18 protein-coding genes are annotated in these 20,473 nt (G+C 71.8%); 13 read left to right on the top strand and 5 right to left on the bottom strand.

Annotated elements, in window-relative coordinates; translation table 11 throughout:
• Nucleotides 1–46: 46 nt before the first annotated feature.
• Together ACWEOE_RS29755 and ACWEOE_RS29750 are read right to left on the bottom strand one after the other, a co-directional pair.
• The gene (locus ACWEOE_RS29755; RefSeq protein ID WP_452014901.1) at nt 47–1,225 is read right to left on the bottom strand and encodes an alpha/beta fold hydrolase; all 1,179 of its coding nucleotides are present in this window, start codon (nt 1,223–1,225) and stop codon (nt 47–49) included.
• 144 nt (nt 1,226–1,369) lie between these two features.
• Complete coding sequence (locus ACWEOE_RS29750) at nt 1,370–2,260, bottom strand: cupin domain-containing protein (protein WP_452014899.1); 891 nt, start codon at nt 2,258–2,260, stop codon at nt 1,370–1,372.
• Nucleotides 2,261–2,957: 697 nt separating this feature from the next.
• On the opposite strand from ACWEOE_RS29750, the gene ACWEOE_RS29745 reads away from it, so the two are divergent.
• Genes ACWEOE_RS29745 through ACWEOE_RS29735 form a run of 3 tightly spaced genes read left to right on the top strand, consistent with a single transcriptional unit; the run spans nt 2,958 to nt 7,620 of the window.
• Complete coding sequence (locus ACWEOE_RS29745; RefSeq protein ID WP_452014897.1) at nt 2,958–5,720, top strand: helix-turn-helix transcriptional regulator; 2,763 nt, start codon at nt 2,958–2,960, stop codon at nt 5,718–5,720.
• 39 nt (nt 5,721–5,759) lie between these two features.
• The gene (locus ACWEOE_RS29740; RefSeq protein ID WP_452014895.1) at nt 5,760–6,218 is read left to right on the top strand and encodes a hypothetical protein; all 459 of its coding nucleotides are present in this window, start codon (nt 5,760–5,762) and stop codon (nt 6,216–6,218) included.
• A 22-nt stretch (nt 6,219–6,240) separates the two neighbouring features.
• Entirely contained in the window at nt 6,241–7,620 is a 1,380-nt protein-coding gene (locus ACWEOE_RS29735; RefSeq protein ID WP_452014893.1) for a hypothetical protein, read from the top strand.
• Here the strand turns inward: ACWEOE_RS29735 and ACWEOE_RS29730 are convergent.
• Nucleotides 7,611–8,468: a hypothetical protein gene (locus tag ACWEOE_RS29730; RefSeq protein WP_452014891.1), complete on the bottom strand. Its 858-nt coding sequence runs from the start codon at nt 8,466–8,468 to the stop codon at nt 7,611–7,613. The genes ACWEOE_RS29735 and ACWEOE_RS29730 overlap by 10 nt on opposite strands.
• A gap of 333 nt (nt 8,469–8,801) precedes the next feature.
• On the opposite strand from ACWEOE_RS29730, the gene ACWEOE_RS29725 reads away from it, so the two are divergent.
• The 8 genes from ACWEOE_RS29725 (at nt 8,802) to ACWEOE_RS29690 (ending at nt 15,662) form a co-directional block, all read left to right on the top strand.
• Entirely contained in the window at nt 8,802–9,812 is a 1,011-nt protein-coding gene (locus ACWEOE_RS29725; protein WP_452014889.1) for an SLAC1 family transporter, read from the top strand.
• 61 nt (nt 9,813–9,873) lie between these two features.
• Nucleotides 9,874–10,500, top strand: coding sequence for an isochorismatase family protein (locus tag ACWEOE_RS29720; protein WP_452014887.1), 627 nt, complete (start codon nt 9,874–9,876; stop codon nt 10,498–10,500).
• 24 nt (nt 10,501–10,524) lie between these two features.
• The gene (locus tag ACWEOE_RS29715) at nt 10,525–11,463 is read left to right on the top strand and encodes a VOC family protein (protein ID WP_452014885.1); all 939 of its coding nucleotides are present in this window, start codon (nt 10,525–10,527) and stop codon (nt 11,461–11,463) included.
• A gap of 51 nt (nt 11,464–11,514) precedes the next feature.
• The gene (locus ACWEOE_RS29710) at nt 11,515–12,063 is read left to right on the top strand and encodes a YceI family protein (RefSeq protein ID WP_452014883.1); all 549 of its coding nucleotides are present in this window, start codon (nt 11,515–11,517) and stop codon (nt 12,061–12,063) included.
• Nucleotides 12,063–13,190: an NAD(P)-dependent alcohol dehydrogenase gene (locus ACWEOE_RS29705; protein WP_452014882.1), complete on the top strand. Its 1,128-nt coding sequence runs from the start codon at nt 12,063–12,065 to the stop codon at nt 13,188–13,190. Before ACWEOE_RS29710 ends, ACWEOE_RS29705 begins: the two co-directional genes overlap by 1 nt.
• Entirely contained in the window at nt 13,187–14,086 is a 900-nt protein-coding gene (locus tag ACWEOE_RS29700; RefSeq protein ID WP_452014880.1) for an alpha/beta hydrolase fold domain-containing protein, read from the top strand. The genes ACWEOE_RS29705 and ACWEOE_RS29700 overlap by 4 nt, the downstream gene beginning before the upstream one ends.
• Nucleotides 14,083–14,991 carry an LLM class flavin-dependent oxidoreductase gene (locus tag ACWEOE_RS29695; RefSeq protein WP_452014878.1) on the top strand — a complete coding sequence of 303 codons (909 nt, stop codon included), beginning with the start codon at nt 14,083–14,085 and terminating at the stop codon, nt 14,989–14,991. Before ACWEOE_RS29700 ends, ACWEOE_RS29695 begins: the two co-directional genes overlap by 4 nt.
• 59 nt (nt 14,992–15,050) lie before the next feature.
• Nucleotides 15,051–15,662: a hypothetical protein gene (locus ACWEOE_RS29690; protein ID WP_452014876.1), complete on the top strand. Its 612-nt coding sequence runs from the start codon at nt 15,051–15,053 to the stop codon at nt 15,660–15,662.
• A gap of 78 nt (nt 15,663–15,740) precedes the next feature.
• Here the strand turns inward: ACWEOE_RS29690 and ACWEOE_RS29685 are convergent, their stop codons facing one another.
• Nucleotides 15,741–17,000 carry an MFS transporter gene (locus tag ACWEOE_RS29685; RefSeq protein ID WP_452014874.1) on the bottom strand — a complete coding sequence of 420 codons (1,260 nt, stop codon included), beginning with the start codon at nt 16,998–17,000 and terminating at the stop codon, nt 15,741–15,743.
• Nucleotides 17,001–17,195: 195 nt separating this feature from the next.
• Nucleotides 17,196–18,116: an ABC transporter substrate-binding protein gene (locus tag ACWEOE_RS29680; protein WP_452014872.1), complete on the bottom strand. Its 921-nt coding sequence runs from the start codon at nt 18,114–18,116 to the stop codon at nt 17,196–17,198.
• Nucleotides 18,117–18,284: 168 nt separating this feature from the next.
• Here ACWEOE_RS29680 and ACWEOE_RS29675 point away from each other — a divergent pair, with 168 nt between their 5' ends.
• Both ACWEOE_RS29675 and ACWEOE_RS29670 read left to right on the top strand, forming a co-directional pair.
• Nucleotides 18,285–19,232, top strand: coding sequence for an NAD(P)-dependent oxidoreductase (locus ACWEOE_RS29675; RefSeq protein ID WP_452014870.1), 948 nt, complete (start codon nt 18,285–18,287; stop codon nt 19,230–19,232).
• Complete coding sequence (locus tag ACWEOE_RS29670; protein WP_452014868.1) at nt 19,225–20,469, top strand: M24 family metallopeptidase; 1,245 nt, start codon at nt 19,225–19,227, stop codon at nt 20,467–20,469. Before ACWEOE_RS29675 ends, ACWEOE_RS29670 begins: the two co-directional genes overlap by 8 nt.
• Nucleotides 20,470–20,473 lie beyond the last annotated feature (4 nt).

The following is a 20,473-nucleotide window of genomic DNA, read 5'->3' as shown; positions in this document are numbered from 1 at the left end:
CCGGATGACGAACGGCGGGGCACCCGCGAGAGTGCCCCGCCGGTTCTCACTTGGCGTTGGTGAACGTCTCGTCGATCCAGGCGGTGACGGTCGGCCACACGGGGTGGTGCGGGTGCACCACGTCGAAGTGGGTGGCGCCCTCGACCTCGACGTAGCGGGCGGTGCCGCCCTCGGCGTTGGTCTTCTCCGCGTAGCGCCGGCTCCAGTCGGCGGGCACGGCTTCGTCGGCGGTGCCGTGCACGGCCAGCACGGGCACGCCCGGGTTGGCCAGCTCGAGCGGCGAGGTCCAGGTGTAGCGCTCGGGGTTCTCAGCGAATCGCGCACCCACGAGGATCTTCACGATGCCCTCGCCGACCTGCGCGGCGACGACGGGGAACGCCTCCGGGCGGGCGGCGTCGGGCGCGTCCTTCGGCGGCTCCGCGTCGGGATCGGCGAGGACGGTGCCGAACCGGGTGGCGTCGGCGGTCTTGAGGTCGAGCGCGCCCGCGAGCGACACGATGCCGAGCGGCGTGACCTTCGGGTTCGCGCCCGGGGCCTCGGCGGGCAACGCGCCGCGGTGGGCGGCCCAGGTGGTGAGGTGCCCGCCGGCCGAGTGGCCGACGATCACCACGCGACCGGTGTCGAGCGCGGGGTCCATGTCCTCGACCGCGTCGATGGCCGCCGCGATGTCGAGGAAGGTGCCGGGCCAGCCGCCGCCGGGCTCGCCGACTCGGCGGTACTCGATGTTCCACACCGCGTACCCGCGGCCGAGGAAGTCGTCGACGACGTCGGTGATCTGACGGCGGTCCCACATCGCGGTCCAGTAGCCGCCGTGCACCACGACCACGACCGGGAACGGGCCCTCGCCCTCGGGCAGGTACAGCTCACCGACCTGCGAGGGGGCCGGTCCGTAGGCGATGGTGCGGACGCGGCGCGCGACGGCCGGCGTCTCCTGCGCGTCGTCGTAGCGCACGCCGCGTTCGGCGCTGACCAGCGAGTCGATCGTGGCGAAGAACGCGGCGATCGCCGGCTGGTTCGCGCCCTTGGCCTTGGACTCGTCCCACGCGGCGTCGTCGGACCACTCGACGAAGTCGAGCCACGTGTTCTCGGCCACCCGCACCAGCCGGGCGGAGAGGAAGCCGCGCCGGTCCGCGCGGAACGCCTCCACCATCGCGGGGCGCGCGGCCAGCATCGCCTCGGTCTTGTCCTCGGCCACCGTGAAGGTGGTCATTTCGACGACGGACATCGTCTGCTCCTGCTCCTGGTTCTCGTTCGGTGGCTCGGTGGCTCGGTGCCGGGGAGACCCGCGGCCGGCCGGGCACACCGGAGACTTTCCGACTGGTCATGAATCATTACCGTCAATGGTCGTGACCACAGCGTACCGCCGCGGTCACCGGCTCGTCACCGCGTGCTTGCGGAACCGGGCAGGCGGTGTGCCCACAGTGGCCCGGAACGCTTGGGCGAACGCCGATTCCGAGCGGTACCCCACCTCGCCGGCCACCCGGGCCACCGACAGGTCCGAGTGCGTGAGCAGGTCCGCCGCCACCATCATCCGGATCGAGGTCAGCAGCGTCGCGACGGTGATGCCGGTGCGCGCGGTGAAGCGGCGCAGGAACGTGGCGCGCGACATCCGGGCCTCGCCGGCCATACGGTCGATGGTCCAGGCCTCGCCGGGGCGCTCCACGACCTGGGCGATCACCTGGCCCAGCACGTCGTCGCCCATGGCGGTCCACAGCGCGGGGGTGTCGAGCCGCTGGTCGGGGCGGCTGCGCAGCGACATGGCCAGCAGCGCGTCGCAGAGGGAACACACGACGGCGCCCGTGCCGGGGCCGTCGACATCGGCTTCGCCGCGCAGGACCTCGGCCAGCGTGAGGGCGGGCCGGTCCATCGTCACGTGCACCATCGCCGGCAGCAGGCGGAACAGCAGCGCGCCGGCCGCCGAGTCGAAGCGGTAGTGGCCGCAGAACAGGTCGAGCTCGTGTTCGGCGCCGAGGGTCTTGCGGGTGGTGAACGTCGCACCCTCTTCCTCCTCGAACCGGCGCCGCCGGCCCGACGCGGCCGTGACGGTGTGGGCTTCGCCGTGGGGGAGCAGCAGGAAATCACCCGGGCCGAGGTCGACTGTGGACGTGCTCGTGGTCACAGTGCAGCGGCCCTGCAGCACGATGTGGAACTGCACGTGGCCCGGCGGCGCGGCCTCGTGGTCCAAAGTGAACTGTCCGGCCATCAGGCACCGCACGTCGAGGCGGCCCTCGAGGTGGGCCAGCCGGATGAGCCTGCTCACTCCGTCCATGAACCGATCCCGACAGAAAATGAGCCGCTCATCCGTAGTCCCCTCTCGCCATGCGGTCCATCATGTGTCAACGGAGAATGAGTATCAACCGAAAGGCGTTCATGTCGAACACGTCTTCCGCCGAAGGTGTCGCGGCGGGCCTCTCCGTAACCGTCGTTCCGTGCACCTTATTCCGCGGGGAATCGCTGTCGGCGTTCGGTCGCTGTCGGAGCGGGATGGACTGGTAGTCGCTCGCGGCGGAGCGAGGCCGTTCGGCCGGTGTGGCCGAGGCTGGATTTCGTTGCTGCTACTGGATCTTCGGCTGACCGAGTGAGAGTGATTTCACTTGGTACATTAAGATGACTTTCGTCGAGCAAGGGTACCGGGCGCCGATCACGACCGTTGGCCGTATCGTCGGCCGACGGGTGCCCGAATCCACAGTTGTCTCTGCCGCTTCAGCTCCGTTCCGACTTGTCGTGGATATTTCATCGGCTCGGACGGCCAATGCGGTGGCCCTGAAGAAGGAAAGAGTGCGGATCCACGGCTTCGGACACCGGCGCGGCGGCTCGGCCCGCCGCGCGGCGGCCTACGGCCCCGACCGCCTCGGCGGACCGGCTGTTCCACGGGTCACCCGGCAGGACGGCTCCGGTTCAGGTATCGGCTCAGGTCGGCGCGCCCCGGAGCCCCGGAAGCTCGGGAGGGCCCTGTAGTGCCGCTGATCGGACGTGACGACGAGATCGCCTCGATCCGCTCGTTCTTCGACGGCGCCGGCGTGCGCGGTGGCGCCCTGCTCGTGGTGGGCGAGGCCGGGGTCGGCAAGAGCGCCGTGCTCGACGAGTTCGCCGACGGCGAGACCGAGCGCGGCACGCGGGTCCTGCGGGCCGCCGGTGTGCAGTTCGAGGCCGAGGTCAACTACTCCGCGCTGAACCAGCTGCTGTTCCCGCTCGGCGAGGACATGGCCGCGCTGGCCGACACCCACCGCACGGCGCTGCGCTGCGCCCTCGGCTTCGAGATCGGCTCGGCTCCCGACCGGCTCGTGGTGTCGAACGCGGCGCTGCTGTGGCTGCGCTCGGTCGCGGCCGAGACCTCGCTGCTGATCGTGATCGACGACCTGCACTGGCTCGACCGGGCCAGCGCCGAGGTGCTGGGCTTCGTCGCCCGGCGCTTGGTGGGCAGCCCGATCGTCTTCCTGGCCGCCTGCCGCTCGGCAGACCGCGGGTTCTTCCAGGACAGCGGCCTGGCCGAGGTGGTGCTGCCGCCGCTGCCGGCCCGGGCGGCGCGCACGCTCGTCGACCGGCACTTCCCGGACCTGGCGCCCGCGGTGCGCCACCGGCTGCTGACGGAGGCGGCGGGCAACCCCCTGGCGCTGCTGGAGCTGCCGTCGGCGCTGGACGGGGACCAGCGCTCGGACTTCACGACGTTGCCCGAGGTCCTGCCGCTGTCGGACCGGCTGCAGGAGCTGTTCACCGCGCGGGTGCGCGGGCTGCCGGAGCGCTGTCGGCTGATGATGCTGCTCGGCGCGCTCGGCGGGAGCATCGAAGTGGCCCGGTTGCGCACGGCGGGCGGCACCACCTGCGACGTCGACGACCTGGCCCCGGCCGAGGACGCGCGGCTCGTGCACGTGAGCGGCACCCGGCTCGGCTTCCGGCACCCGCTGATCGGCGCCGCGGTGGTCGAGGCCTCCACCGAACGCGAACGGCGCTGGGCCCACGGCGCCCTGGCTGCTGTCGTCGCCACGCCCGAGCGCCGCGTGCGGCACCTCGCCGAATCGGCCGTCGGGGTCGACGCCGGGATCGCCGCGCAGCTCGACGAGTCGGCCCAGGCCCTGCTGCGCCACGGTGACGCGCTCGGCGCGGTCGCGGCGCTCACCCGCGCCGCCGAGCTCAGCCCCGACCCGGCCGAGCGCGGCCGGCGGCTCGCCGAAGCCGCCTACGTCGGCGCCGACGCCGGCGGTGAGCTCGCCACCGCGAGCCGGCTGCTCGGCGACGCCCGGCGCTCCGGGGCGCTGCCCACCCACTCGCTGCCGGGCGCGGCCGCCGCGGCCCACCTGCTGATCAACTCCGACGGCGACGTCACCACCGCCCACCGCCTGCTGGCGGGTGCCATCGAGGCCGGCGACCACGGCTTCGACGCCCAGGATCCCGTGCTCGTCGAAGCGCTGCTCAACCTGCTGCTCATCAGCTGGTACGTCGGCACCGAGCAGGCGTGGGAGACCTTCCACGGCCTGGTCGGGCGGCTCGAGCCGGAGGCGCCCCCGCTGCTGCGCGTGAACGCCGCCGTGTTCTCCGACCCGGCCCGCGCCGGCGACGACGACGTGACGGCGCTCGACGAGCTGATCGACACCGTGGGCGACGACGAGGACCCGACCCGGCTCATCCGCATCGGCACCGCCGCGGTGTTCGCCGACCGCCTCCCCCGGCTGCGCGAGGCGGAACGCCACCTGGCGCAGTCGCGCCGCGCGGGGCAGGGCCCGGCCCGCCGGCACCTGGGCGCGCTCATGCACCTGGGGATCGAGGGGTTCCAGGCGGGCCGCTGGGACGAGGCCTGGCAGTACGCCGACGAGGGCATCGCCGTCTGCGTCGAACACGGCTTCCGCTTCTTCCACTGGTACTTCCACTGGGTGCAGTCGCTCGTGGCCGCCGGGCGCGGCGAGGTGGAGGCCGCGCGGCAGCTGACCGACGACATGACGCGCTGGGCCGTCGCGCACCAGGCCGCCGGCATCACGCACTTCGCGTGGCAGGCCCGGGCTCTGGCCGAGATCGGCGCCGGCGACTACGACGCGGCCTACCACCACGCCACGCGGGTGAGCCCCGCGGGCGAGTTCGCGCGGTACCGGCCGGTCGCGCTGTGGGCGGCCCCGGACCTCGTCGAGGCCGCCCTGTCGACCGGCCGCCGCGCCGAGGCGAGTGCCCACGCGGGGGCGCTGCGCGAGGCCAGGCTCGGCAAGCTCTCGCCCCGCCTGCGGCTGATCACCGCGGCCGCCGCCGCGATCACCGCCGACGACGACACCGCACGGGAACGGTTCGAGGCCGCGTTGTCCGGACCCACGCTGGACCGGTGGCCGTTCGACGTGGCCCGCGTGCGCCTGGCGTACGGCGAGCGGCTGCGCCGCCTGCGCAGCACGAGCGCCGCGCGGGAGCAGCTCACGATCGCCCACGACACGCTGGCCGCGCTGGGGGCCGTGCCGTGGCGGGACCGCGCCGCCAACGAGCTGCGCGCGACCGGGCTCACGCGCCAGTCGGCGCCCGACGCCAAGTCGCCGCTGACGCCGCAGGAGCGCGAGATCGCGGAGCTGGCCGGGGCCGGGCTGACCAACAAGCAGATCGGGCAGAAGCTGTTCATCTCGCACCGGACCGTGGGAGATCACCTGTACAAGATCTTCCCCAAACTGGGCATCACGTCACGCGCCGCACTGAGAGACGCACTCACCGCGTACGACGACCGCGACCGGTCGGACAGGCCAGTCATGTGACGGGTGCTGTGCCGGGCGCCGAAGTCCACTCTCGGGGCCATGAGCTCAGGAGTGCACCCGGATGTCCACTGGCCGCCGGGCTGGGGACCCGACCGGTGCGACAGCTTCGTCAGCCACGAACGGTTCGTGGCGGCGCCGGCCGAGGCCCTGTTCACCCGGCTCGTCGCGGTGGCGCAGTGGCCGACGTGGCAGCGTGGGGTGGAGCGGGTCGAGTGCCTCGAGGACCTCGTCGTGGGTGGGCGGTTCGTCGTGGTGACGACGCCGCACCCGCTCGACGGCATCGTCGGCGAGCTCGTCGTGCCGAGCCGGTTCGGCTGGGCCGCGGTGAGCGACGGGCTGAGCTTCTACCAGTCGTGGCTCCTGCTCGACGCGCCGCGCGGTGGCACCCGCACGATCTTCCACGAGGCTGCGCGTGGGCCGTCGGCGCTGTTGCGCACGTCGGACCGCGCCGAGCTCACGCGCGCGTGGCTCGACGCACTGAAGCCCGCCGACTCCTGACGGCCCCGGAGGCCGGCGCGTGGTGACCGTGCAACGGGTCTTCGACGATGGCCCGTTCGCCGAGATCGGCCGGCCGGTCGTCGTCGCCGACAGCGAACACCACGGCCTGCTCGCCGTGGCCGGACGGCAGGGCGGGCGGCAGTGGGAAGCGCGGACGCGGCTGTCCCCGCACGTGGTCGGCGTCTACCACCGGCGCGACCTGACCTGCCGTGCGATCCTGCGCTGCGCCTGGCCCGTGCGCGCCGTGGACTTCCACCCGAGCCTGCCGTTGCTGGCGGTCGGGTCCGGGCGCTACAGCGGCGGCTTCGAGTACTACGGCGAACTGCTGTTGTGGCACTTCGCGGCCGGCCGAGTGGTGTCGGCGCTCGCCGACACGCGCGAGATCCGGGCGGTGCGGTGGCGCCGGTGGCGCGAAGGCCGCGTATTGGACGTGGCGGTCGCGCCGCTGCACGACGACGAGCTCGGGCGTGACTCGCACACCGTCGGCTACGACGCGATGATCACCCGCGAAGACTGGCTCGCGGTGAGCGACGGCGAGATCGGCTGGCGGGAGCTGGACGGACCGTGCCGCGAAAGCGACGATCCCCGCGACGAAACCCGTGCGCGCGAACACGTCGCGAGCTTGAGTCCACGCTGGACCGAACACGGTGCCGTGTGGAGCGTCGCGCACCTCGCAGACGGTGCGGTGCTCGCGTCCTCCGAGTTCGGAGCACCGCGCAGCTGGTCGGCTTCGGGGGAGCCGACGATCGGTGTCGTCGACGCGCCCGACGTCCGGCCGGTGGACCTGCCGTTCCCGGTGACCCCGCCGCACGTCCCCGAGCTGACCAAGCCCGGCCCGGCCGTCGCCGTCACCGACGACCTCGGGCCCGCGGTGATCTCCGCGGTTTCCCATTCCCGGATCGGTTTCGTGGGCGCCGACCCGCAACCGCTTCGCGATGCCCGGCTGACCGCCGAGCTGATCACCCGCCGCGGGATGCCCGGTGGCGAAGTCGCCTGGGAGTTCGTGGCCGGGCAGCAGGTGCTGTCCATGGCGGTCGACGCTGCCGACGCGGTGGTCCACCTGAGCCTGGCCAACGGTCTGCTGGTGGCGCTGGACGCGCGCACCGGCGGTCTCCTGTGGACGGAGCCGCTCGTCGTGGCCGGCATTCCGTCCACGGCGCTCGCGCTGGCGCTCGCCGGGCCCGGGCGGCTGCTGGTCGGCACCGCCGAGGGCCGGGTCGCCGAATGCGCGGTGCCGGCGCGCGCGGGCCTCACCGCCCATCCCGGCGCTCCCGCCGACGGTCCGGTGTTCCGGCTGTTGCCATCCCCGGCCCGGCCGGCTGGGCTCGGGTTCCGGGCCATTCGGCTGCCGGGCGGGACGGCGGGTGGGTTGGGCGGCGGCGGACGCCTGGTTCAGGAGTAGGTGTTCAACCGGAACGCCGCCCCACGTCCGGGCACGGCGTCGGGCACCCGCGGCGCCCGGTCGTAGGCGCCGCCGAGGGCGTGCAGTTCCACGCCGGTCCAGGTCTGGCCGGGCCGCACCAGCTCGTCGACGGTCGCCGCACTCAGTTCGCGCAACCCGGTGGCCGGGCCGGGCCGGCCGGTGTGCAGCTCCCCGATCGCCGTCATCGGTTTCCGGCCCGTCGAGTCCGACACGACCGGTCCACGGGCGCGGATCGGAGTGAGCAGCCGGCGCGCTTCGCCGGCGGTGCCGAGGTGGGCGAAGCGCACGTCGGTGACGAACAGGTCCCGCGCGACCCACCGCACGAGGACCGACGTGGTCGACTCGTCCGGTAACGACGGGGCCCAGTCGCGCCACGCGTGCAGCACCTCACCCGGGCGGGTGCCGGCGAACCGCAGGACTCCGCCGTGGAACTCGCGGTAGGGGAACAGGGTGAACACCATCGCCGTGACGACGACGTCCACGGCGCCGTGGCACAGGGCCCAGAACAAGTCCGGGTCGCGCTCGACGGTCACCCTGCGGCGGATCCCGTCCGCGGTCACGGTCTCGACGAGGCGCACCTGGTCCGCCGCGTACCCGTGGCGCCGGCCCAGCACGGGGCTGAGGCCGGCGCCGAGCGTGTCCGCGATGACGCCGGCGTCCAGCACCGGGCCGGTGACGGGTACGAGGCCGTACTTCGCGGTCGCGGTGAGCACGTCACGCCAGCTCGCGGCGCCGCCGACCCGGGCCAGGAGGCGGATCGGGTCGACCGCCACCTCGGTCGCGGGGGACAGGGCGCGGGGAGCGCACTCGGTCGGCGCAGCGGTCATGGTCGTCTCCATCGGGTGTCGCGGTCGTGCTCGGCGAAGCCAACCGCGGCCGGTGCCCGGCGGTGAACCGTCACACGACGGTGCGGACGACGGTGCCCGCCGTCCGGGTGCGTCTGTCACCCGTCCGGGGGCCATCGGATCGAGGCCAGTCGATCAACGGCGACCGGTGACCGTCTCCGGACCCGTCATCTGACGGGCACTGAGCGCGGTCGCGGACGAGCACGATGACGTCGTCAGCACGAACGAAGACCGGACCGGCACCACGACACCGGTTCCGGCGCGCTGAGGACCGTCGACGTGCGGTCCGGAATCCCACCCGTTCAGGAGCAGAAGTTGACGAGCACCGCCGCCCCGACGCCGTCGGCCGAGCCGGCCGGCACCCCGCCGGCGAGAACCGCGCCGGGCCGCTTCCCGTTGACCACGTTCGCCATCGCCTTCGGTCTCGTCGGGCTGGCCGGGGTGTGGACACGGGCGGCACCGGCACTGGGCCTGCCCCGCGTGGTGCCGCAGGTGTTCTGGGTCATCGCGGCCGTCTCGTGGGTGTGGCTGCTCGTGGCGCACACGGTGCGGGGGCGCAAGAGCGGGCAACCGCTGGTCGCGCAGCTGCGCCACCCCGCGCAGGGGCCGCTCGCCTCGCTGGCGCCGGTCGTCGCGATGCTGCTGGCCAACGACCTGTTCCCCTTCTCGCACGTGGCCGGGCGGATGCTGTTCTTCCTGGCGCTGGTGACCTCGGCGGTGTTCGCCGCCTGGATCCTCGCCTGGTGGCTGGAAGGGCGGCTGGGTCCCGACGCCGTGCACGCCGGCTACATCCTGCCGACGGTCGCGCCGGGACTGATCGGCGGCGACGTCGCCCGTTCGCTGGGCCACCCGGGGTTGTCCTGGGGGCTGTTCGCGATCGGCGTGCTCTTCACGCTGCTGATGACCCCGCTGATCATCCAGCGCCTCGGGTTCCACAACCCGCTGCCCGAGCCGCTGCTGCCCACCAGCGCCATGCTGCTCGCGCCACCGCCCGTGGCGGGCCTGGCGTGGTTCACCGTGCACGGGTTCGCCACGGACCCGGTCGGTCAGGGGATCGCCGGCATCGTCGTGCTCATGCTGCTGGTGCAGGTGGCGTTGCTGCCGCGCTACCGGCGGCTGCCCTTCACGCTGGGCTTCTGGTCCTTCACCTTCCCCCTGGCCGCCTCGGTGTCGTTGACCGAGAAATGGCTGCAGCTGCTCGCCCCCGCGGGGTGGCGTGCTTGGACCGGTGTGCTCGCGATCGCGTTCACCGTGTTCATCGCGGTGATCGGCGCGTTCTCGCTGCGCCCGGTGTTGTTTCACCCCAAAGAGGGACCCGCAAAGTAGTCAAATATATTTACTATCCGATACAGTGATCACGTTCCCCATCGACGAAAGTGAGTTTCCCATGGCTGACACCAGGTTCTCCGAACGGCTGACCCGCGACAACGCGGCGGTCGTGCTGATCGACCACCAGGTCGGGCTTTACAGCGGGGTCCGCGACATCTCGGTCGGCGAGCTCAAGCACAACGTGGTGGGCCTCGCCAAGGCGGCCCAGGTGATGGGCGTGCCGGTCATCGTCACGACCACGGGCCAGGACAGCATGTGGGGCCCGCTGATCCCCGAGCTGACCGAGGTCCTGCCCGCCGATCTCACCGTGATCGACCGCTCGACCGTGAACGCCTGGGACAACGCGGACGTGCAGGGCGCGATTCGCGCGACCGGCCGCAAGAAGCTGATCATCGCGGGCGTGTCCACCGAGGTGTGCCTCGCGTTCCCGGCCATCGCGGCCACCGCCGACGGGTTCGACGCCTACGCGGCCGTCGACGCGTCCGGCACCTTCTGGCACGCCAAGCGTGAAGCGGGCCTCCTGCGCATGCAGCAGGCGGGTGTCATCCCGATCGACTACGCGACGGCGATGGTGGAGATCCTCGCCGACAACGCCGACCCGCTGGCGGGCGACCTGTACGCCGCGCTGGACATGCCGTTCGCCACGCTGGTCGGCCAGATCGCCGCCGGCTACGCCAAGAACTGATCCGTTCCCGAGGAGGACAACGTCATGAAGAGCAAGATCGCGAAGCGAACCGGTATCCTGGGTGTCGTGGCCGCGGCCGTGGCGGGTGTCGTGGTGGCGGTGTCCGCGGGCAGCGCCGAGGGCACGCCCGACGCGGCGGGGTGGCGAACCCCGGTCAAGGCGTGGGGTGTGCAGTACGACGCGTCGCACGTCTACCTGCAGCACGGCACGCTGCCGGCCTTCATCAAGAGCTGGGAGGGCACGTTCGGTGGGACGGACAACGGCCAGAACACCTTCCAGATCACCCCGACCCCGAGCAAGGCCCTGGCGTCGATCATCCACTCGCCGGTCGGTCTGCTGGCGGCCTACGACTACCAGACCCCGGTGCCGTACCCGTTCGGTGCGGAGCAGACCGGGTTCGGCGTGCACGACCCCGATCTCGGCGCGGACGCGGCGCTGCGCAGCGGGGCAGAGGTGACGGTGACCCCGTGGACCGGGCCGGTCGGCCGTGAGGCCGTGGTCAAGTTCCCGGGCGGGTTCGCCTCCCAGATCTGGCTGCAGTACGACATGTCGGGCTTCACGCCGCTGAAGACGCAGCCGGAGTTCCGCGTGTACCTCACCGAGTCGACGGTGAATGCGTTCCTCGCGTCGTACCTGAAGTTCACGGGCGGCAGCGTGATTTCCGACGTGCGCAAGGCCGACGGCGGCGAGGTCGGCGCGCCGGGCACCACCTACCACCGGATCCGGATCGCGACCCCGTTCGGCAACACGGTCGTGCTGGCGAACAACGGTGACTGGGCTTACCCCTACGGCCGCGACACCACCGGTTACACCGTGTCCGACGTGGCCGCCACGGTCGCGAAGGCCGAGGCCAACGGCGCCACCGTCCTTTCCGGACCGTACAAGAGCTCCGACCGCACCAGCGTGGTCCTGCAGTTCCCCGGCGGGTACATCGCCGAGGTCCACGACGGCACGTTCCACTGATCACCCCGTCCCACCCTTCCTTCCCTTCCCTGCACCCGAATTCGAGGAACCATGAGCATCGAGATCAAGCCCGGCCGGTACGAGATCGACCCGGTGCACTCGTCGATCACCTTCTCCACGCGGTTCGTCGCGGCCCGCGTGCGCGGCACGTTCGGCGCGTTCTCCGGCACCGTCGAGGTCGCCGAGGACCTGGCCAAGTCGTCGGTCACGGCGGCCATCGAGACCACGTCGCTCTACACCGGCACCGAGGCCCGCGACGAGCACCTGCGCACCGCGGACTACTTCGACGTCGCCAACCACCCGCAGGCCACCTTCACCTCCACGGGCCTGGAAGCCGACGGCGACCGCTACGCCCTGCGTGGCGACCTCACGATCCGCGGCACGACGCTGCCGGTCGAGCTGGACCTGTACTTCACCGGCGACGGTGTGGACCACTACGGCAACTTCCGCGTCGGGTTCCGCGCGACCACGCGGGTGTCGCGGTCGGCCTTCGGCGTGGCGGGCAACGTCTCGACGCCGGGCGGCCCGCTGCTCATGGGCGACACGACCGAGCTGACGCTGCAGATCCAGGCGACCGCCCCGGCCGGCGAGGAAGCCTGATGCCCACGACCACGTCCGCGATGACCGTCGCCTCGGCGGGGGAGCGGTTCACGAGAAAGTCACTGGAGCTGGCCGACCCCGCCCCGGACGAGGTGCTCGTGCGGGTCGAGGCGGTGGGCATGTGCCACGCCGACATCGCGGCGCGGGCGGGCGAGTTCCCGTTCCCGCTGCCCGGGGTCGTCGGCCACGAGGGCGCCGGGATCGTCGAGGAGGTCGGCTCGGCCGTCACGTCGGTGCGCCCGGGTGACCGGGTCATGCTGACCTTCGACTCCTGCGGCCACTGCGCCGGCTGCGTCTCCGGCCTGCCGTCGCAGTGCTCGGAGTTCCTGCCGCGCAACTTCACCAACGGCGCGCGGCCCGACGGCAGCCCGAGCCTGCACGACGGCGCCGAGGTCGTGCACGGCAACTTCTTCGGGCAGTCGTCGTTCGCCACCTACGCCCTCGCCCGGGTGCGAAACACCGTGCCGGTGCCCGCGGCCGCCGCCGACGTGCCCTCGTCGGTGCTCGCGCCGCTGGGCTGCGGCATCCAGACCGGCGCGGGCGCGGTGCTCAACGTGCTGCAGCCGGGCGCGGCGTCCGCGGTGGCCGTGTTCGGGGCCGGCGTGGTCGGGCTGTCGGCGGTCATGGCCGCCGCGCTGCTGCCGATCGAGCAGCTGATCGTGGTCGACGTGCTGGACTCGCGGCTCGAGCTGGCCCGTGAGCTGGGCGCGACGGCCGTGGTCAACTCCCGCGAGGCCGACCCGATCGAGGCGATCCGGGACCTCACCGGGGGTGGCGCCGGCTACGTCGTGGAGAGCAGTGGCGTGCCCGCTGTGCTGGTGCAGGCCATCACGAGCCTGCGCGTGGGCGGCACGGCCGCCGTGGTCGGCGTGCCGCCGTTCGGCGTCACCGCGCCGATCGACGTGGCCGACGTGGTCAACAACAGCAAGCGCGTGATCGGTGTGGTGGAGGGGCAGAGCAACCCGCCGACCTTCCTGCCGGTGCTGGCCACGCTCACGGCCACCGGGCAGCTGCCGGTGGAGCGGATCGTGACCACGTTCCCGCTGGAGGAGGTCGAACGCGCCGCCGAGGCCATGAAGGACGGCACCGCGACCAAGCCCGTGCTGCTGCCGCAGGTGAGCGCATGAGATCGCTCAGCGCCCAGCTGGCCAAGGCGCACCACCTGCTGGCCACGATGGGTGACCACATGCCCGTCGACGAACGACCCGAGCACGTCCGCCACCGCGACGCCTACCGGCGCTGGAGCGAGCAGTTCCCGGTGCCCGACGATGCGCTGGTGACCGAGGCCCCGGGTTTCCCCGGTCTCGTGGTGCGCACGCCGGCGTCGGAGCCCGGCCGGGCGCTGCTGTACTTCCACGGCGGTGCCTACACCGAGGGCGCGGCTTACAACCACCGCGAGATCGGGGCCCGGCTCGCGACCGCCACCCACACCACGGTGTACCTGCCGGACTACCCGCTGGCACCCGAGTACCGCTTCCCCGCGGCACTCGACGCGGCCGTGGCGGCGTACCGGGTGCTGCTGGAGACGCTGCCGGCGACCGGCATCGCCACCGGCGGCGACTCGGCCGGCGGCGGGCTGTCGCTGGCGTTGCTGCTGAAGCTCAAGGCACTCGGCGTGGCGCTGCCCGCGGCCGCGGTGCCCGTGTCGCCGTGGACGGACCTGACGGTGTCGGCGCCGTCGTTCACCGAGCGGGCCGAGCGAGATCCGTTCGTGAGCGCCGCCGCGCTGAAGGCGTTCGCGGCCGGCTACCTCGGTGACCACGACCCCCGAGACCCGTTCGTGTCGCCGCTGTTCGGCGACCTGACCGGGCTGCCGCCGATCCACCTCGAGGTCGGCACCGAGGAGGTCATGATCGACGACTCGCGCCGCTTCCACGAGCGCGCGCTGGCGGCGGGTGTGGACTCGGAGCTGGTCGAGACTGACGGCGCCCCGCACATCTGGCAGCATTTCGCATCATTCCTGCCCGAGGCGGCGGCGTCGGTCGACCGCATCGGCGCGTTCGTCCGGGAGCACGTGGCATGAGCAAGGACCTGAAGTTCGGGGTCTCGCTGACCCCGGTCGAGGACGTGGCGGGCAACCGGCGGTTCGCCCGGGCCGCCGACGAGGCGGGGCTGGACCTGATCGGGATCCAGGACCACCCGTACGTGCCGAGTTACCTCGACACGTTCGTGCTCGCCGGTGATCTGCTGGCGGCCACGGAGAAGATCAGTGTGTTCCCCGACGTGGCGAACCTGCCGCTGCGGCCACCGGCCCTGCTGGCCAAAACCGCCGCGGCACTGGATCTGGTGTCGGGCGGCCGGTTCGAGCTCGCGCTCGGGGCCGGGGGCTACTGGGACGCGATCACCCGGCTCGGGGTGGCGCGGCGCAGCCCGGCCGAGGCCAACGTCGCGCTGGAGGAGGCGATCGTGCTGATGCGCGCGCTGTGGCGCCACGGCGGCGCGCCGATCCGGTTCGAGGGCGAGTACTACTCGCTCCACGGCGCGCAGCCGGGCCCGGCCCCGGCGCACCCGATCGAGATCTGGACCGGGTCGCAGGGCCCCAAGGCACTCGCGCTCACGGGCCGCATCGCCGACGGGTGGGCGGCGCCGATCGCGTCGTACCTGCCGTACGAGAAGTGGGGCGAGGCCAACCGCATCATCGACGAAGCGGCCGAGGGCGCCGGACGCGACCCGGGCGCGGTGCGCCGGATCGCGCAGGTGGTCGGCACGATCACCGCGAACAAGGGCCGGCTCCGGGTGGACTCCGGTGCCGACCCGGTGCGCGGCACGGCCCGTCAGTGGGCGGATCACCTGGCCCGTCTCGGCCGGGAACAACCGTTCACGACGTTCGTGTTCTGGCCCGAGGAACAGGCGATCGACCAGGTCGAGGCCTTCGCCCGCGAAGTGGTGCCCGAGGTGCGGCGGCAGCTCGCCGCGCACTCGGGTTGAGAGTTCGCTGCTCGAGAAGACAACCCCCTGCACGACACCCCGCACGAGAAAGGAAAACGATGGACCACGAGGCGATCATCAAGGAAGCCTGGGACGCCGCGGGCAGCACGACGGCCGAGCTCACCCCCGTGCGCGTCAACGACGTGCTGCGCGAGCGCTACGAGGTGACCCCGCCGTTCAGCTACACCCGCACCGACCTGTGGGACATGGAGAAGCGCAAGGCGGCCGCACCGGACATCTACATCCCGACGGTCGTGAAGCCCGGCAGCGCCGAGAAGTTCCCGAGTGTCCACAATGGGCAGATCGAGGACTTCACCCGCGTGTCGCAGCAGCGCCGCTGGGCCGACCCGGACAACTACGACCTGATCATCGAGCACGTCCGGCTCGACCACGAGAGCCAGCGGGCGTTTTTCGTCGGCGCGGAGCACTTCACCGCACCCGACGGCCGCGAGTTCACCGCCGGCACCGGACAGCCGATCTTCCACGTCGAGCACTCCGTGGGCGGCACGGAGGAGGACCCGCTCAACATGTGGCGCATCGTCTTCCTGACCGACGAGCCGCAGCCGAAGCTGGCCGAAGCCTTCAACATGTACGAAAACGACCCGTACCTGCGGGTGTTCATCGAGGTGCACCTGGAAAAGCAGCTCGGGCGCAAGCTCGTGCGCCGCTGAGCGCACGAACCCGAAAGGCCGGTCACGGGAATCGTGACCGGCCTTTCGGGTTCGCGCGTCGGGTCGGGTCGTGTCGGGTCAGCGGTCGCGGCGCGGGTCGAGCATCTTGCGGGAGTCGAGGAACCACAAGGGGATCAGCGTCGCCAGCGGCAGGATCGTCAGCTGCCACAGCGCCGCGTCCGTCCAGCCGAGCGCCTGGACCAGCTGGGCGAACAGCAGCCCGGAGAACGCGGCCGCCACGTAGTAGAAGGACACGAACATCCCGGCCGCGCGACCGACGTAGCGCGGGCGCACCGCGCGCTGCATGGTGGCGTTGAGGGTGGTGAACAGCGAGCCCGCCACGAACACCGCGAAGATGAAGGACCACGTGTACTGCCACGCGTGGCTGGTGGAACCGTGGAAGACGAGCCACGCGCTCACGGCCACGCCGGCGTAGGTGACGAGTAAGATCGTGCGCGGGTTGAACCGGTCGGCGAGCCAGCCGGTGAGGATCGACGTCGCCGCCCCGGCGCCGACCACACTCGTGGCGAGCGCGGCTTCGGCCGCGGTGTAGTGCAGCTGCTGGCGCAGGTATGTCGGGTACAGGCCGAGGTAGCCGTAGAACACGAGCCCGCCGGCGATGCAGGCGAGGCACAGCATCGCGGTGTTGCGGTTGAACGGTGAGCTCGGCACGTGGTCGGTCGGCAGCTCGGCGCCGCGCACCACGCCGCCGTCGAGGTCGGTCACGCCGCGCCGGACCAGCAGTCCGATGAGGACGGTGATCACCAGGCCCGCGATGCCGTAGAACAGGAACGGCGTGTGCCAGCCGCCCAGGTCCTGCGCGATCGCCGTGCCCACCAGGGGACCGAGGAACACGCCGGTGCCGAACACCGCGCCGAGCACACCGAACGCGAACGAGCGGCGCAGCACGAAGAACGAGCCGACCACCGCGTACAACGCGGTCGCCTGCATGCCTTCGCCGGCACCGGAGATCAGCCGGTACACGGCCATGTCGGCGAAGCCGGAAGCGAGCGGCGTCGCCAGCGTGCCCGCCGAGTAGAAGAAGACGCTGATCACCAGCACCGTCTTGCGGGGCAGCTTCTCGACGAGGTACCCGGCCGGCAGGCCCGCCAGCGCGATACCGAGGGTGAAGCCGGTCGCGAGAAGCCCGCCCTGGGAGAGGCTGAAGCCGTGCTCGGCGCTGATCTCGGGCAGGAGCGGGTAGAAGACCTGCCGGTCCATGGCGTTGATCAGGTACGACAGGACGAGCAGCGTCCACCCGGTGATCGACACGGTGAGCGGAACCCGGCGGGTGACCGCCGGAACGTGGGGCGCGGTGGTTCTCGGTGAGGTGTTCATGGGGAGCCTTCCCGGGCGCCGGAGACGGGCGTCACAGCTGCGAACGATTGCAGTAATGTAGGCGCCGAAAAGCTCGTGGTCAATGGCGGTCAGCGGTTTTGCCGCGTGACCCAGCTGTTTGAGCGCGGAAAAGCCGGGATTTCAGTGAAGTTTCGCGCGACAAACGATCGCAGTATTCCTGCGCCTCGCCGGCTTTCAGGACAGCAGCGAGGTGTCGACGAGACCGCTGTCCAGCGCCTTTTCCGCGGTGACCGGGGTGTCGGACCGGGAGTGACGATTGCGCAGGTAGACCACGGTGTCGAGCTCTTCGCGGGTCAGCCGGCCGTCCGGCACCAGCCCCTGCGCGGGATCGGTCAGGGTCGCCAGGTGCCGTTCGGCGCTGGGGCCGGTGAGGCCGAGGCGGTCGGTCACCGCGGCCAGGGCCACTTCCCGGTGCCGGCCCGCGGCCAGCTCCCACGCCACGGTCGAGGTGACCCTGAGCAGGGCGGCCAGTGCGTCGCCGTGGGCCGCGATCCCGTCGGCGGTGGCGCACAGGACGGTCCCGGCGTAGGGGCCGATCTCGGTCACCGACGCGATGCGGTGCGCCCCGCGGGCTTCGGCGAACAAGTCGTAGCCGGCGTTGAGCACGGTAGTGTCCACCGCGCCCTCGACGAGGGCCTGCGCGCGTTTCGGTGTGGAGCCGAGGCTGAGCACCTCGTAGTCGGTGTCGCGGACCAGCCCGGCGCGCGCGAGCAGTTCGAAGGCGATGAACGCGAACCCCGAGCCGGGCACGTCGACGCCGAGCCGCCCGCCGCGCGCGGGTCCGGCGACGTCGGGTCCGGCGACGTCGGGCGCGGTGAACAGGCCCAGGCCGAGGCCGCGATCGACCGCGCCGAGCACTCGCACATCACCCGTGCGGCCCAGGGGATTGCCGGCGACACAGCGGTACGCGAGCACGTTGTCGGGGTTCGTGAAGGCGGCGTCGAGGCGGCCGTCGAACAGGTCCGCGAACTGGTGGGCCGATGTTTTCGCCGGCACCTCGGTGACCTCGAGCCCGGCCTCGGCCAGGGTGCCGGTGACGGCGGCGACCGTCAGGAGGACCGAGGGGCTGAACGTGCCCAGCTGGATCGAGTGCACGGGGTGCCGCCTTTCGGGGACGTCGAACGGGGGTGCCGGCGTTGCGGACGTTCGCAGCGCGGCTTTCCCTCGGCTACTTGACGGATCCTAGCTGGCACCGCATGATGGTTGCAATCGATTGCAGCTGCTCGGGCTGCAGCTGCTTTGGCGTACTCGGAGGTAGATGTCATGGTGACCCTCACGGACCGGCCCACGATCGGCTGGATCGGCACCGGCCGCATGGGTGCGGCGCTCGTGCGCCGGTTGCTCGCGGCCGGTTACGACGTCGCCGTCTGCAACCGCACGCGCGCCAAGGCCGAAGAGCTCGTCGCCGACGGCGCGACGGTCGTCGACCGGCCGGTGGACCTCGCCGGGCGCGACGTGGTGTTCAGCATGGTGTCGGCCTCGGCCGACCTCCAGCACGTGACCTCGGGCGACGGCGGGCTGCTCACCGACCCGGACCGGGCGCCGAAGGTCGTGATCGACTCGTCCACCGTGTCGGCCGAGGCCTCGGCCGCCGTCCGCGTGGAGGCCGCCAAGCGTGGCACCGAACTGCTGGCCGCGCCGGTGAGCGGCAACCCGAAGGTGGTCACGTCGGGCAAGCTGACGCTCGCCGTGTCGGGTCCGCGCGAGGTGTTCGACGCGGTGCAGCCGATCCTCGACACCCTCGGCCGCGGCGTGACCTACGTCGGCGACGACGAGGTGGCGCGCCTGGTGAAGATCTGCCACAACGTCTTCCTCGGTGTGGTGATCCAGTCGCTGGCCGAGATCACGGTGCTGGCCGAGAAGGGCGGCGTCACGCGCGAGGCGTTCATGGCCTTCCTCAACGATTCCGTGATGGGGTCGGTCTTCAGCCAGTACAAGACGCCGGCGCTGGTGAACCTCGACTTCACCCCGACGTTCACGATGCCGTTGCTGCGCAAGGACTTCGATCTCGGCCTGGCCGCCGCTCGCGAGCTCGAGGCGCCGATGCCGGTGGCCGCGGCGACCGCGCAGCTGGTGGCGCAGGCGATCGGCGCCGGGCTGGTGGAGCAGGACTTCGCCGTGCTGATCGAGGAGCAGGCGCGGCGTTCGGGCATCACGCTGGTGTCGGAGAACGCCGACGTCACCGACGGTCTGGAGCCCGAGAATGCCTGACGGTCGCCCGATCCCGGCCCCGGGACACAACGCGGTCGACTTCGAGGAGCGCGTGGACTTCGCGCGGCTGCGCGACTACCGGCTCGCGCGAGCCCGGGCCTCGCTCGACGCGGGGGAGTGCGGCGCGTTCCTGCTGTTCGACTTCTACAACATCCGCTACACCACGCAGACGTGGATCGGCGGCGCGCTCGGCGACAAGATGACCCGTTACGCGCTGCTCACCCGCGACGGTGAGCCCATGCTGTGGGACTTCGGTTCCGCGGCCAAGCACCACCAGCTGTACTCGCCGTGGCTCGAGCCGGAGAACTGCCGCGCCGGCATGCTGGGCCTGCGGGGCGCGATCTCCCCCGAGGCCGGCTTGATGCGCGACGCCGTGACGCAGATCAAGGACCTGCTCACGCAGGCCGGTGTCGCGGATTCGCCGGTGGGTGTGGACATCGTGGAGCCGCCGTTCCTGTTCGAGATGCAGCGCCAGGGGCTCACGGTGGTCGACGCGCAGCAGGCGATGCTCGACGCGCGCGAGATCAAGTCGTCGGACGAGATCACGTTGCTGTCGCAGGCCGCGGCGATGGTCGACGGGGTGTACCAGGACATCGTCGAGGCGCTCAAGCCCGGCGTGCGCGAGAACGAGATCGTGGCGCTGGCCAACAAACAGCTCTACGAAATGGGTTCCGACCAGGTCGAGGCGATCAACGCGGTGTCGGGGGAGCGGTGCAACCCGCACCCGCACAACTTCTCCGACCGCCTCATCCGCCCGGGTGACCAGGCGTTCTTCGACATCATCCAGTCCTACAACGGCTACCGCACCTGCTACTACCGCACGTTCAGCGTCGGCAGCGCGACCGACGTGCAGCGCGGGGCGTACCGGCAGGCGCGCGAGTGGATGGACGCGGCGATCGAGGCCGTGAAGCCGGGCATCGGGACCGACGACGTCGCCCGGGTCTGGCCCGCGGCCACCGAGTTCGGGTTCGCGAACGAGATGGCGGCCTTCGGGCTGCAGTTCGGGCACGGGCTCGGCCTGGGCCTGCACGAGCGGCCGATCATCTCGCGGCTCAACAGCATCGACAACCCCGTCGAGATCAAGCCCGGGATGGTGTTCGCGCTCGAGACGTACTGCCCGGCGACCGACGGCTTCTCCGCCGCGCGCATCGAGGAGGAGGTCGTGGTCACCGAGACCGGCGTCGAGGTGCTCACGAAGTTCCCCGCGCAGGACCTGTTCGTCGCCAACCCCTACTGAGGAG

This window comes from Amycolatopsis sp. NPDC004368, assembly GCF_053602515.1.
The sequence above is the reverse complement of the archived record's forward strand: the minus strand, read 5'-3'. Positions and strand labels throughout refer to the sequence as shown.